A 13,977-nucleotide genomic window follows, 5' to 3' on the forward strand; every position below is an offset into this window, starting at 1 on the left:
TAATAGTGTAGTTGATTAGTTCTGCGGCCATCCCTCGGTTTGTTTTAATAGATAGCCTCTAGTAGAATATTGATCGATCTGAACCAATCCAACAGGAGTTAAATAAGGATTGACGTTAGCTTGATTCAAGAAGGGTAGACGCGGCTTATTTATTGTGTTTTTGTAAAAACCATTCATTTGGGCACCATTAGTACCGTTGTAAATCGTCTCTTGCCCTAACACATTGACCACAGACAATACTCCAACATTTTTTGCAACCAATTCTGAAGGTAGTTCTGCACTAAAGTTTACCCAGCCTCCAGACAATAAATCTTTATTTAGATCATTATCCATATATTCCAACTTAGACCATCGTCTCAAATCAGACAATCTAAACGTTTCAAACGCAAATTCTAGACGTCGTTCTCTTCTAATCTCCCAAAGTAATGGAGAAACGGTGGCATCTCTACTAGGGTCGTTCGGAATATTGTCTATACTCAATGTTGCTAGTTGCTTGACGCCGCGATCGATGGCTTCTTGTGCAAGTGGACGTTTGCGAATTTTATTAATTGATTTGTCTATATCATCTGATGTCAATGCAGCACCACCAAAAGTCTCCAACTCAGCCTTTGCCTCTATCCAATTTAAAAGGACTTCAGCATAACGTAATACAGGAGCATCCGTTTCATTTTTATTACCAGTAAATTCTGCAGGCAATGTTTTCCCCTCTACTTTGACCATTTTTTCGACATCACGGGGAAGATATTTTGTGATATATACCATTGCCCCTTTATTTAAAGGATTGGGCTTACTGTAAAAAGTCGCTTCAAATCTAGGATCGCGAGTCTTAATCAAATTACTCAAATCGAACTTATTAGCGTTCATTTCTGAAGAATTTTCCCAAGAATAACCATCCGTACAGAGATAAGCCTTCATCAAATCAGAAGTTGGACCGTTATTGGTTGACTCTTGCAAGTTTCCAGCAGAAGCAACAGAATGCGTGACACCCACCGTAGCATCATACGTCCGATACAAAATCATCTCTTTGTTACCCTTCAAATCTTTTGAAGTAAATAATGTCTTATAATCTGTTACAATATCGTATTTACCGCTAGAAATCACCAGACTACCGGCTTCCTCGGCAAGTTCGTAGAACTTTTTTGCCCGATCCTGATTCTTGTAGTAATACTTTTGCCAACTAGCTTCATACAAAGCTAGGCGAGAAACAAAACCCGCAGCTATGTATCGGTTTAGATTTTGGTCACCATCGTTCAACCTAATATTTTGCAATGCAAACTTCCAATCTTCGTACACCGCATCCATAACAGCGTTACGAGAATCTCTTGGTTTATATAGGGCATCTAAATCTAAATCGGAGACGACATGATCATAGTAGGGTATATCTCCGAAGGACTGCACTAACGTTGCATATCTGAAACCTCTAAAGAATTTTCCAACTCCTGTCCAGTGAGCTTTGGCCTCGGGAGTAAGAATACTAGTCATTTTCTCTTCAATCCGATCCAACATAATATTTAATGAAACAATTGTAGTATAACTCCAAATCGAACTATTCGGTACAGATCTCGTAAAATTCATCTGATTTCCAAGTATAACCATATCATCACTATTAGTGAAACCAATCAATGGAGACCCACCACCAGAAAATCCACTTTCATATCCCACAAAAAATTCTGTATAATATTTATTGGCATAGAGTCTCACCATATCTTCACTTATCCATGCATTGACGTTATCGTCCAAAGTCGTCAATGGAGGTCGATCTAGAAATTTTTCACAACTAGAGAATAAAAGCACTAGAGCCACTACCGCAGATATATATTTAGTTTTCATCTTTTTCATCATTTAACGGTTAAAATCCAATTTGTATACCCATCGAAGCTGATTTAAACGTCGGGTTAGATGTACCCGTGCGTCCTAAATTATAGCTATTGCCAGATTTCAGCATTGAATATCCCGAAATAGCCTCAGGATCAATCGGAAGCCCCCTCAGCTTATCAAATGTAAACATGTTTTCAAGTGACACAAATATTCGTGCATTTGAAATCTTTATGCGATTTAACAAAGAAGTCGGAACAGAGTAGCCAAACGTTATATTTTTAATCCGCATATAAGCCATATTTAACATATACTTAGACTGCGCACGCATCACATATCCTTCATCAGCGCCATTTAAATTCCAAGCCCTAGGATAAAAAGCATCTATACGATCGGGTTTCCAATAGTCGCCAGCGATTGCCTGCGGCATAGCCCCTTCTTTGGCATAATATCCTGGAATTGCCAACTGCCCAGAACCCCAGATGCTTCTTTTACCTACACCTTGAAGAAACACAGACAAATCAAACCCCTTATAATCAGCACCTAACCTAAATCCATATTGATATCTGGGTGTAATATTTCCAATCACTACTCGATCTCCTGGGTCTCCATTCGTCCCCTTTCCTGCATCTATATATCCATCTCCATTAACGTCTACAAACTTCACATCTCCAGGACTTATCAATAAGGTCTGGTTACCATCTTCAAAATAGGTTTGATAAACAGGATTGTCACCCGCTAACATATTTGTTTTTTTGCTGGTTCCATTATAAACAATATTCGTTTGGACAAATGCTCCCTGATCATCATACACAAAGTCTTCCTTTTGAAATAAGCGATCTGTTACAAACCCATACACATCTCCAAATTTTCGACCCGTAGAATATGTCGTTCCTAAGCTTCTATTTTCCCAAGGAGTATTCCAATCTGCACTCTTGGTAATCATCGTTTCAGCATCTGAGATATTAGCATTAAGGGTCAATCTAAGTCCATTTTCAAATTGGTGGTTATAATCAATCTCCAATTCCCAACCTCTAGTCCTCAAGTTACCGTAATTGCCTAACGGAACACCTCTTCCAAAAGTAGCTGGCAGCGATTCTCCAGAGATAATCATATCTTGGGTCGACCTTTGAAACCACTCCCCAGTAACTCCAAGCTTATCATTAAAGAATCTCAAGTCAGCACCAATATTTAAGTGTTCGATATTTTGCCAGCTTAATCCATCTCCCACAGCTCTAGGTGTGCTTAATTCGAAAAAAGGAGTTCCAGCGCCAGAAATCCAACTACTACCGCCAATAAACATTTCGGCTTTATAAAGGCCATTATCTATTGATTGGTCACCAATAGATCCCCACGAAGCACGTAGTTTGGCAAAGCTTAGAATAGGGTTCAGGGATTCCATGAAATCCTCCTTTGAAATCACCCACCCTCCAGAGACAGATGGATACCACTGCCAACGCATATAAGACGGAAATAGAGAGGAAGCATCATATCTCAAATTTGCCTCAACCAAGTACTTATCTTTAAAAGCGTAATTAGTCCTTCCAAAAAAACCAATCTGCGAATCCCAATCTCTATTCCCATTGGCTGTTTGTGTTCCCACCGCAAATGGAAATTGAGGGTTTTCGTTATTCACAACTTGTGTCTTATTCGACCAATGATTATTCCACTTGTTCGTCACCAAGTTAGTCCCAGCCATAAACTTAAATTCGTGCTGATCGTTTAGATTTAGCCGATAGGTTGAAAATGCATTTAAGGTTTGTTTTCTTGCAACATAAGAGCTTTGATAGTAATACGTTGCACTTGGCAACACATAGTCAGTCATTGGAAATTGATAAGCCTGCATACCACCATTATCGACAGGCAGACCATTCTCATCTACAAACACATTATTTCCGCTTGCATCCTTCAGCGGTTCGACTCCATACCAATGTGTCTTACCTTTTACTGCCACAAGCGAAGAGACAGACTCTCGACTATCTGTACTATACGAATAGTCAGCTTGCAAATCCCAATTCTTAGTAAAATTTAGGGTAGTGCCCAGATTCAAGTTCATATATCTTTTAGTATCTTCTGCCGGAGTTGAAGTCCGCGCAGAATATGCTGGATCGATAATATCTTGGCCATTTTCCTGCACGCCTATTGGGAATAAACGGCTCCAACGGTATAAGTAGAGCCATGGGTCTGCCCCGAAACCTGCCGAGTTGTTTGAATTAGGGTACCGCTTCGTTCCTTCAGAATACATCATCCCTCCACGCATCGTAAGAAAATCCGACACTTTAGTTGATACATTTAAAGTAGGGTTGATACGGCGAAAGTCATCTTTGACCGCAGGTTTCATCATTCCTTTTTGTCCAAGGTATCCCAGACTAAAATTATAAGTAGTATTTCCTGATTTACCATTCAAACCTAAATTGTGTAAATGTGAAAACGCATTATTCTTAACCATCGCAGCAACCGGATCGTATATACGATAACCAAATTTCTGCGTGCCATCCCACATCCAATCCCGGCCATATACGACAGGATCATCATTTCCAACCACTCCTCCATACTTATCTTGCCATTCCTTAATTTTTTCGAAACTATTGCGGTCTATACGCCAGAATCCTCCAGCAGGGCCAGCAGTCTTCATATTTTCGTGGGCATCTAGGGTATACTCTAATCCATCAATCCCGGCCACCTCAATTTTCTTAAAAGGGGATTGCCAAGATAGGTTGTTGGAGTAAGTCACTTTGACACCGTCCGTTTTTGCTCCCTTTTTTGTAGTAATCAAGACTACACCAAACGCCGCTTTTGCTCCATAAATTGAAGCTGATGCAGCATCTTTTAGTACAGTAACGGTTTCAATATCATTGGGATTAATCACCATAATACTTGGTACTTCCACATTATCCACCAAGATTAGCGGGTTACTACTTCCATTGACTGAACCAACTTGTCCCCGTATCCTCATAATAGGATCAGAACCTACCTCACCACTTGGCACAACCACCGAAAGACCTGGCACAGCACCCTGAAGCCCTCGTCCTGCGTCCGAGATTGGACGTCCGCCCATTACCTTTTCTACATTTACCGAAGAAACAGCACCTGTCAAATGTGCTTTCTTTTGTGTTCCGTAACCAACAACAACGACCTCCTCAAGCGATGACTCATCCGTCGCCAAGGTAACATTCAAATTGTTCGAAGAGACGTTCACATCCCTCGACTTATACCCGACACTGGTAAACCGAAGTGTACCCCCCAGTGCTGCATTAATCCTATAGTGTCCATTGGCATCTGTCTGAGCGGAAGTCGAAGACCCAACAACCGTTACAGTCACCCCTGCCAAAGGACCGTCTGCTCCTGTCACTGTACCTTGTACAGTATTTTGCACTAGCCTTTCCGAAAAGTAGCCAGTAGCAGCTGATAGATTAGAGAAATTTGCTACTCGATCAGCATGGACATCTGTAGACAAAACTAATCCCAAAGCAACAGAAAAAAGTATAGTTTTCCTCATTCGTTAGTTTGTTAAATAATAGGTTGCAATCATATTTAGTTCAAAATTGTAATAGACCCTGTATCTGAGAACCCAATTCAAACACCATTAATAGGTATTTCTCAACGATTACTCAAAATCCTTATATAACAGATATTTCTTCCGCATCTGTTTGTATTTCCTCAACTCGTCATTCCAAGAATCTTTGATCTCCTGCTCAGTCTTTCCCGCCAATATTTGCTTTCTCAACGCATCTGTACCAGCCAGTTTATCAAAAAAATCAGCCCTTGCAAAGAATTTAGTTTTATCTGGCATCTTGTTATAAAAGTCCAACAGGTACTTTAAGGTGAATTTCTGCTCAGCTGCAGAAAGCTCCCTAAGGTCAATTCCGTAGTTGATGACACCTTTACCTTCTACATGCTTAGACATCCCTGCCCGAGAAGTAGGTGTAAATGTAAAATCACCATATACAGGATTTGTATATCCGATCACTTGAAACGGCCAGTCCGTACCTCGCCCCACTGAAATATCAGTACCTTCAAATAAGCATAAAGAGGTATATAAACGTACAGAAAGGGGATTGGGTAGACTAGGAGAAGGTATCACCGGAAGGTCATACATCATGGAATGATCGTAATTTTCAACCGCTATTACGGTCAATTTGCATTCGACTCCGCTCTCCAGCCATTTCTCTCCGTTGATCATTTTCGCAAGCTCCCCTACGGTCAAACCATGAATCATAGCAATTTTATGAAAAGAAACATTCGACTTGAACTTATCATCCGTACGAACCGGACCGTCTACTTGATCCCCATTAGGATTCGGGCGATCGAGCACAATCAATTCTTTCTTATGTTTAGCACAAAGTTCCATCACCCGATGAAGGGAAGTAATATAAGTATAGAATCGAGCCCCCACATCCTGCAAATCAAATATCATCACATCTATAGACTGTACAATAGAGTCTTGCTTTTCGTTCCCTCCATATAAGGTATAGAGCGGCACACCTGTCTTCCTATCTACATCATTACTCACCTTTTCCCCTCTTTCAACATCCCCTCTAAACCCATGCTCTGGCGCAAATCCGAATTTTAAATTAACCTTCTCCCGCAGTAGCACATCTAATAAATGTTCGTCACCGACAACAGAGGTCTGATTACCCATCAAGCCCACCTTCTTTCCTTCTAAAAGAGGTAAATACACCGATACACGATCTGCTCCGGGGATAATTTTCATTTCGGGCCTATCATTTTGGTCGACCCTTTGCCTGCGCGAATCTTTAGATTTCCCAATACAAGCATAGGTTAATATGCACAAACAAATAGTCCCTAAAATGACGGTGTAGTTTCTCATAATCTAGTGTTAATAAAAAAGTAAATGGTCATTATTATGCACAATTACCTCGCAAACTCTCATAAAACAGAATAAAAATAAGCGAATATTGTCGATTTAAGCAAAATAAAAAATCAAAAATGCATAATGAAGTTTAAATTATTTCCAAAAATAAGAGATGAAGTAACTTTTACAAATAAACCAAAAAATCATAAACAACACAAAATAAGCAACTTAAATAATAAAAAGCTACACCAACAGTGTATAAGAAACACCTAAATGTAACAAATAGAATACAAATAAGAAAATGTAAAATAACGCACAATAATGCACATTCTTTATGCAATCATTTGATGAAGGTTGGAACCTCGCGTCGAAATAAAAAAAGAGTGATTCAATAAGAAAAGGATAGTGGCTTGAAAAGAGGCTTTAAATATTTAATTTCAGGACACCGTAGTAGACAGTATTAGAGAAATGACCCAACATAAAACAGATACCGGAGCCTCATCTGCCAGTCTCTATTTAGAAACCCTAAAGTTTCGAAGGTGTTCGCGGTTCAACTGACTGCGCAACCGCTTCATGAAGTCCAGCCCAGGGTCAGACTTCGCCGTGATGTAGTTCGGATCAACCTCTTTCCACCACGTTGTATTCTTTAGTTGCTTATATTCCAAGTGACCAATTACCATCTCTATGGGATACTTTTGAGCCAACTTATCGATCAGCTGCTTATTGGCCTTAAGCTGAGCATCCGTCAGCGGGTTTTTCTCACTACCTATATTTTCAATTCCAATAGCACAGTAATTCAATCCTATAGTATGCCTAGCAAATACCGTATCCGACAGGAACTGATAAATGGTACCATCACGATCGACTACATATTGGGAGGAGACATTCAATTTACTAGCCTTTGTCAACTCTGGCCGCCCTGGCAACAGTACAGGATTAAACGTGTTAAAAGTCGCCTTTACGCTATTATTTGCGGTCCAGTGCACCACGATTATCTGCGGAGTTATGCTAGCAGTCTCTTGTTTAAGCCCATGCCTAATCTGTAGATATTCCACCGAAAGTCGTTCACGCTCCGCATTCCATGTAATCGGTGTCTGGATAATTTTGAGCTTTTGAGCTTCAGTAGAAAAATACGATAAAATTAGAAGGGTGACGAGCATTAAATTTTTCATATCAATCCAATATACGAAGAAGTTCGTCAATTAACGACCTTCTTCGTACAACTCAAAAACCTTTGCTAACACACTTCTTTATTAATGGATAAGTACAACACTCGTTTTACTTATCCCAAAATATAGGCTTTGCCAAATACCCAACTTTAGTTGCCTCAGGATCTTGCTTTAAAACCTGATCGATGTTATAATTTATCGAATACGATGCCACAGCAAAACGTCTCGGCCACATAGTTGTATTTGGAAATTCTTGGGTAAATACATGTCCGGGACGCTTGAACCCCTTATAAATACCTGTGGCTTCATTATACTCATTAGTAGCATCTGTACAATAATTCATCCTACGAACATCAGAAAATATTTCTGGAGAATAGGACAAGGCAATATACTTTTGGATCATAATGTGGCTCAATGTCAATTGTCCCGCATTCTGCACGACTGAAGTGCTATTTAAGTAAGGTCCAGCATTGAGCCCCATTTGCTCTATATGTGCACGAATCCCTGCTCTATACGCACTCAATGCCGATGCCTGCTCCCCCTTTTTGAGATAAACCTCAGCTTCAATAAATCGCATCTCCGCATTTGTCAACAACAATCCCTTTGCACCTTTTTCAGTATACCATGTTCCAAACACACTGGATGCACCGACAGCCGCTGTATTTAAATCAAGAGGATTTTGTCTTCTCATCACAAAATAATCTGGATTACTAGACAGAATACCCGCATCCGTTATTGTTGCCATGTCAACCCCTTTAGACCAAACAGTATCCAAACGCTTAGTATTCGTCAACGGATCAAGCACCACAATAGCTTTACCTGGAATCAATAATTTGAACCGAGGGTCTTGAACATTATTGTTGCCAGAGGGAGCTCCTGTATAATTATTTAGAATGTAATCGACATATAACTTTGTTACTCTATTTGCACTATTATTTTGATACTGCAGGGAATGAGTAGCTGAACTTTTAGAATCAATTTCATCTTGATACAGATAAACTGCACTTTCCAAATTCAATTGAGGCCCACTTCGAAGTGCATCCAGAACTTTAGCACTATCAAAACTAGATGTTTTAGATAGATGATTTAAGTGTCTAGCTTTGATTCCGTATGCCAGTTTTATCCATTTATCCACATCTCCTTGATACAAAACATCACCAAGGCTCAAAGAAAGCGCTGCATTCCCTTGTGTTTTTTTCAATTCGACAATTCCTTCATCAAGCAAAGCAATAGCTTTTTCATAAATCAAAGAAGCATCATCATATTTAGGATTCATAATTTCAGTATTGAATGCCTCGTCATAAGGCAACATACCATAGATGTCAGCCAGCGTTAAATATCCCCAAGCATACAGAATCTTTCCAACACCTATGTAATGATAAGATTCGGTCTCCTTGGCCTTGTCCATCATCGGCTGTATATTGACTGCGGTATTCACAAACCACGCTTGATAAGGCCAACCTACACTAGCCGGCGTAGAATACCAGCGAGTGAAATTAAAATTATTACCAGTACTTCCTGTTGTGGCCAATTGTCCAGAAAGAAGGGCAATACGCGTTCCCGCACTCTCGTAACCATCGACAAATTGCGCTAAAATAGATGGCAATCTCAAGTCAGGTGTAGGTACAGTCGAATTGGCAGAATTCGGATTCTCATTTACATCCAACCATTTTTCGCAAGAAGACAACATCAAGCTGACTACTAAAGTGTATATAGAGAAGATTTTTTTCATTTTTTTTAGAATTTAAGATTAACACCAAAAGTTACACCCCGCGTATTTGGAACACCTGCATAATCGATACCTACAGAGCCTGAGCCCACAACACCAGCACCTGCAGCGCTAACCTCAGGATCCATTCCCGAATAATTAGTAAACAGGAGTAAATTAGTCCCTGACAAATTAAAAGTAGCTCCTTTGAAAACCTTAGATTTTGCCAAAACCGAAGAAGGAAGATTATATGAAAGATTTACAGACCTAAGTCTAACCCAATTAACTTCCTCTAAGAAATTTGAGGTTTGCTTCACATAGTAGTCTTGATAAAATTTTTGATCAGCGACTACTTCGCGAGAAACTTGCTCAAATTGGCCAGTAGCAGGATTTTTCGCTACCCCTGTCAATGTAATCATATCCCCCCTACCCTCAGTCTGTTTACTTAGGCCAAATTGCGTAAGTAAATATTCTGTACCGTTTAAAACCTGCCCCCCTTTTCTGAAGTCAAACAGGAACGAGAGGTTCCAATCTTTGTAAGTAAAACTATTGTTTAGTCCCCCAATAAAACTGGGCTCTCTATTACCCACGTTATTAGTCTCCAATGCGGATGGAGTTGGCAGCCCCGTATTCCAATCCAAAATGGTATTCCCCTGCTCGTCAGTATTCCATTTTGTGCCGCTAATACCCATAAAATTACCATTTTCAAAAGAAGCAGCCTTCCCTCCGGCAACCTGCACATCAGTGACATACAAAATTGATATATCTCCAGGCAAATCTTTCACAGTACCTTTATTATGGGAAAAGTTCAGATCTATATCCCACTTAAATTCTGACCGTTTAATAGGTGAATAATTCAATGTTACTTCAACACCCTTATTCTCAAGAGTTCCAGCATTGACATATTTCAATATATATCCAGTTGCATTATCAACCCTTGGTTGCAAAATCTGGTCTACCGATCTATTATTATAGTAAGTAAACTCTAATCCCAATCTATTGTTTAAAAATTTCAAATCCGTCCCGACTTCAAACGACTGCGTTTTCTCCGGTTTCAGATTTTCATTTCCTGCCGTCCATTCGTTCCTAAAACCTCCTCCTACGGTCAACTGAACCTCCTTCAAATAAGTGTTAGTTTGATAGGCAGGGGCATCCTTACCAACCTCAGCCCATGATGCCCTCAATTTGCCATAATTGAAAAAATCGTTTTTTCCAATCATCTCAGAAAAAACCAAACTTCCACTGAAAGAAGGGTACATAAAAGATTGATTCTTCTTTGGCAATGTGGACGACCAGTCATTTCTTAATGTAACACCTAGGAATGCAATATTTCTAAAATCGACTTTCGCATCTCCAAAAACCCCAACTCTCCGAATACGAGTTAGATTTGTATAGGAGAATTTATCCTCAACCTTTGCGTTATTTAATGACATAAAGTCGGGTAAAATAAATTTTTGAGCTCTATTACCTGTTACTTTCAATTCTATATCTTCGGTCGCCAAACCGGCCAAAAAGTTAAATCCCCAATCCTTCGCTACTGTTGTATTATAATTCAATAATAGATTATTGTTAAAAAAATTGTATTGCCTTATATTTTCAGACATCATCCCTTTTTGCCAATCTAGTTTTACAGCCGACCCCCGCGAAATTTTAGAGACATAATTACTCGTATATGTATCAATTCCCAATCTATAAGTAAAATCTAACCCCTTAGCTAATTTTGCTGTTGCATAGACAGTTCCTAAAAACCGATTGGTTTTATCGTCTTGGGGATTTCGGTTAATTATCCAATATGGATTATCAGTGTTGTTTTCCAACAAGATATCTGGGAACATGAGATTTTGCGACCCATCAGATAATTGCCAATCTTTCATATCTCTATTTCTAGGCCAAGCTATAATAGACTCCATATAACCCGACCCACTACTTCCCCAAAGCCCAGAACCTGTTAATGTCTTTCGAGTCTTTGAAGTAGAATATGATGTATTTGCACCAATTGTAAAAATTCCATATTTCTGCTCTCCGTTAAACCTAAACGTGGTGCGATTATAATCTGTGGTCGGAACAATTCCAGATTGATCTATATTAGAACCTGATAGATAGAAATTACCTTTTTGGTTACCTCCTGTCACATTAAAACTATTATCATAGGTATAGCCTGTTTTGAAAAAATCTCCCAAATTGTCATACACCTGCTCACCTTCGACAAATGGCTTTCCCCAAGACCAATAAGTCTCTTCCGTATAGTTGTTATTATAATTCGACCCCTGTCTATATTTTGATTGTTGTTCAGGAAGTTTATTGACCCAATTCGCCCCGAACCTAGAGTTCACACCAATCGACACGCCCCCGTCTTTACCCCTTTTTGTGGTAATTACAATAGCTCCCGCAGCTGCACGAATCCCATACAACGCTGCTGCAGTAGGTCCTTTTAACACTGAAATAGACTCGATATCTTCTGGGTTGATATCCATAGCCCGATTCCCATTAGTAGTAGAAATATTCGTACTCCCATCAAAGGCTGAATTATCACCCTGACCCGTAGAGTTGTCCATTGGCATACCGTCAATTACAAATAAGGGTTGATTATCTCGCTCCAGAGACGTCCCTCCTCGAATGATAATAGACGCGGATGCTCCTGGGGACCCTCCCGAATTAGTAATATTAAGTCCAGCTATCTTGCCATTCAAAGAATTAATTAGATTCGGGTTTTTATTTTTCATCAATTCGTCGCCTTTTATATCTTGGACAGCATACCCCAAACTTCTTTTCTCCTTCTTTATACCCAGAGCTGTAACCACTACCTCTCCCAATGCTTCCTCAGTTCCGACCAGCGATATATTGATGCTATTTCCAACACCTACCGTCTGCTGCACCTCTTTAGCTCCAATGGATCTAAAAATGAGTACATCTCCTGGACTTGCTTGAATAGAAAAACTTCCATCGGCATTGGTTTGCGTGCTTATGGACTTACCCTTGATAAGTACCGTCACATTGGATAATGGCGTACCGTCGGTTGAACTGGAAACGTTCCCGGTAACGGTTTTCTGTTGCGCCATCAAACTGGCTGATATGAGCATCAGCCCAAAAAATAATAAGAGTAATTTTCTCTTCATGTTTGACAGTTTGTTTTATGGTTTATTAAAAATAATTCTATGTAGGTCTATAACAGCTCGATTTTACATTCAAGATATTAGGATACACAATTGTATGAAATTATTTTTAAACATTGCACATTCATGCAATATTTACTCAAAAAGACAACCAAATTGTCACAAAAAAAACCAATATTTCATAAAAACATGTCGAAAGCCACGAAAAACCGCATCAACGTCCTTATTCACGCTTCAAACAGAAGAGAGGAGCTCTCTAACCCACTACAGAAATATTCCCCGTTTGGAAACCCAATTACTCGATTTGAATTTGCATTATTTAACCACGGACTCATGACAAAGACAACCATACTTCTAGCAAACATTCTTACCATTCAAGTCCCGCAAAGACGTGACATCGTCATACCTTATGAATCGACATAAAAAAAAGAAGATGCAAAAGCACCTTCTTTCACCAAAAATAAAAACCTCAAGATTACAATACGCCCGCAGATCGTACAGATGCTATCGGTGTAGCAGCTCTAAACCCAGCCAGTGTATGAAGATAAATCCGGCCAATATTAGCATTCCACCAATCGGCATAATCAATCATATTACCCGCACTATTTCTCACCTTTAAACTACCTTGATCAGACCCATCTGCGCCTATCAGCCTAATCCGATAGTCAATGCGGGCACTACCTGAAGAGATCTCCACCGTTTTGTTGACAGTCACTGGCTCCCAACCCGTTGCCTCACCAAAAGCGACAGGAGGTCCCAAATTTGCCCAATCACTTTTCTGATTGGTAGTATTATCTACTATATACTGAAACTGATACTGCAATTTCAGAGATGTAGGTACGCCAGTAGTTTCGTATAGAAAATTAGAAAATTTTACCCAAGCAGTAGTACCTGTAAATTCGGTAGTCACTTTAGGATAAGGCGTCTCATTCTTAATAATTACTGGGGGTTTGTTAAAATCATGAACAACGAGATTGTATTTACCAGCAGGCAGATCAAAACTCTGATCATAGGCAAGCGTTAGACTATTAACAGCTCCTCTATACAGCTTTAGACTAACTGCTCCGGGTTTCGTCGTAAAGAATCTCCCTACCGCACCACTAGGTATAAAATTATAGGTAGACAATGGCGTCGTCTCATTGGTCAATAATTCACCGTTTAACTCGACCTTATTTATATTATTTGCTGTTCCGGTAGTTAGAGGCACCATATAGAAGATTTGGAACTGCGCTGTGGTTTCGTCATCCACTAATGTTGCTTTATATTCTACAACATGTTTTTCACAGGCAGTCGAGAATAGTACACACGTTAGGATTAACAATAATTTATTTAGATTTTTCATTTGAAATATATTTA

Annotated in this window: 7 protein-coding genes; all 7 read right to left on the bottom strand. The window is 39.6% G+C overall.

From position 1 onward, the window contains the following. Positions 1-15: 15 nt before the first annotated feature. The 7 genes from OQ289_RS21115 to OQ289_RS21145 all read right to left on the bottom strand — a co-directional run bounded on the left by OQ289_RS21115 (position 16) and on the right by OQ289_RS21145 (position 13,963). Positions 16-1,830 (bottom strand): RagB/SusD family nutrient uptake outer membrane protein, encoded by a 1,815-nt coding sequence (locus OQ289_RS21115; protein ID WP_270088705.1) that lies wholly within the window; start codon positions 1,828-1,830, stop codon positions 16-18. Between the two features lie 19 nt (positions 1,831-1,849). Continuing rightward, entirely contained in the window at positions 1,850-5,314 is a 3,465-nt protein-coding gene (locus tag OQ289_RS21120; RefSeq protein WP_270088706.1) for a SusC/RagA family TonB-linked outer membrane protein, read from the bottom strand. Positions 5,315-5,422: 108 nt separating this feature from the next. Then, positions 5,423-6,646: an exo-beta-N-acetylmuramidase NamZ family protein gene (locus OQ289_RS21125; RefSeq protein WP_270088707.1), complete on the bottom strand. Its 1,224-nt coding sequence runs from the start codon at positions 6,644-6,646 to the stop codon at positions 5,423-5,425. 497 nt (positions 6,647-7,143) lie between these two features. Continuing rightward, the gene (locus OQ289_RS21130) at positions 7,144-7,803 is read right to left on the bottom strand and encodes an N-acetylmuramoyl-L-alanine amidase (RefSeq protein ID WP_270088708.1); all 660 of its coding nucleotides are present in this window, start codon (positions 7,801-7,803) and stop codon (positions 7,144-7,146) included. Positions 7,804-7,909: 106 nt separating this feature from the next. After that, complete coding sequence (locus tag OQ289_RS21135; protein WP_270088709.1) at positions 7,910-9,532, bottom strand: SusD/RagB family nutrient-binding outer membrane lipoprotein; 1,623 nt, start codon at positions 9,530-9,532, stop codon at positions 7,910-7,912. 5 nt (positions 9,533-9,537) lie between these two features. Beyond that, positions 9,538-12,624 (bottom strand): SusC/RagA family TonB-linked outer membrane protein, encoded by a 3,087-nt coding sequence (locus OQ289_RS21140; RefSeq protein ID WP_270088710.1) that lies wholly within the window; start codon positions 12,622-12,624, stop codon positions 9,538-9,540. 472 nt (positions 12,625-13,096) lie between these two features. Beyond that, entirely contained in the window at positions 13,097-13,963 is an 867-nt protein-coding gene (locus tag OQ289_RS21145; RefSeq protein WP_270088711.1) for a hypothetical protein, read from the bottom strand. Positions 13,964-13,977: the final 14 nt, after the last annotated feature.

The organism is Sphingobacterium sp. SYP-B4668 (assembly GCF_027627455.1).
GTDB lineage: Bacteria > Bacteroidota > Bacteroidia > Sphingobacteriales > Sphingobacteriaceae > Sphingobacterium.

What these genes read in the sequence shown, in the direction of transcription:
- OQ289_RS21140 (WP_270088710.1), bottom strand. Translation starts at nt 12,624, where the DNA reads ATGAAGAGAAAATTACTCTTATTATTTTTTGGGCTGATGCTCATATCA.
- OQ289_RS21115 (WP_270088705.1), bottom strand. Translation starts at nt 1,830, where the DNA reads ATGAAAACTAAATATATATCTGCGGTAGTGGCTCTAGTGCTTTTATTC.
- OQ289_RS21125 (WP_270088707.1), bottom strand. Translation starts at nt 6,646, where the DNA reads ATGAGAAACTACACCGTCATTTTAGGGACTATTTGTTTGTGCATATTA.
- OQ289_RS21120 (WP_270088706.1), bottom strand. Translation starts at nt 5,314, where the DNA reads ATGAGGAAAACTATACTTTTTTCTGTTGCTTTGGGATTAGTTTTGTCT.
- OQ289_RS21135 (WP_270088709.1), bottom strand. Translation starts at nt 9,532, where the DNA reads ATGAAAAAAATCTTCTCTATATACACTTTAGTAGTCAGCTTGATGTTG.
- OQ289_RS21130 (WP_270088708.1), bottom strand. Translation starts at nt 7,803, where the DNA reads ATGAAAAATTTAATGCTCGTCACCCTTCTAATTTTATCGTATTTTTCT.
- OQ289_RS21145 (WP_270088711.1), bottom strand. Translation starts at nt 13,963, where the DNA reads ATGAAAAATCTAAATAAATTATTGTTAATCCTAACGTGTGTACTATTC.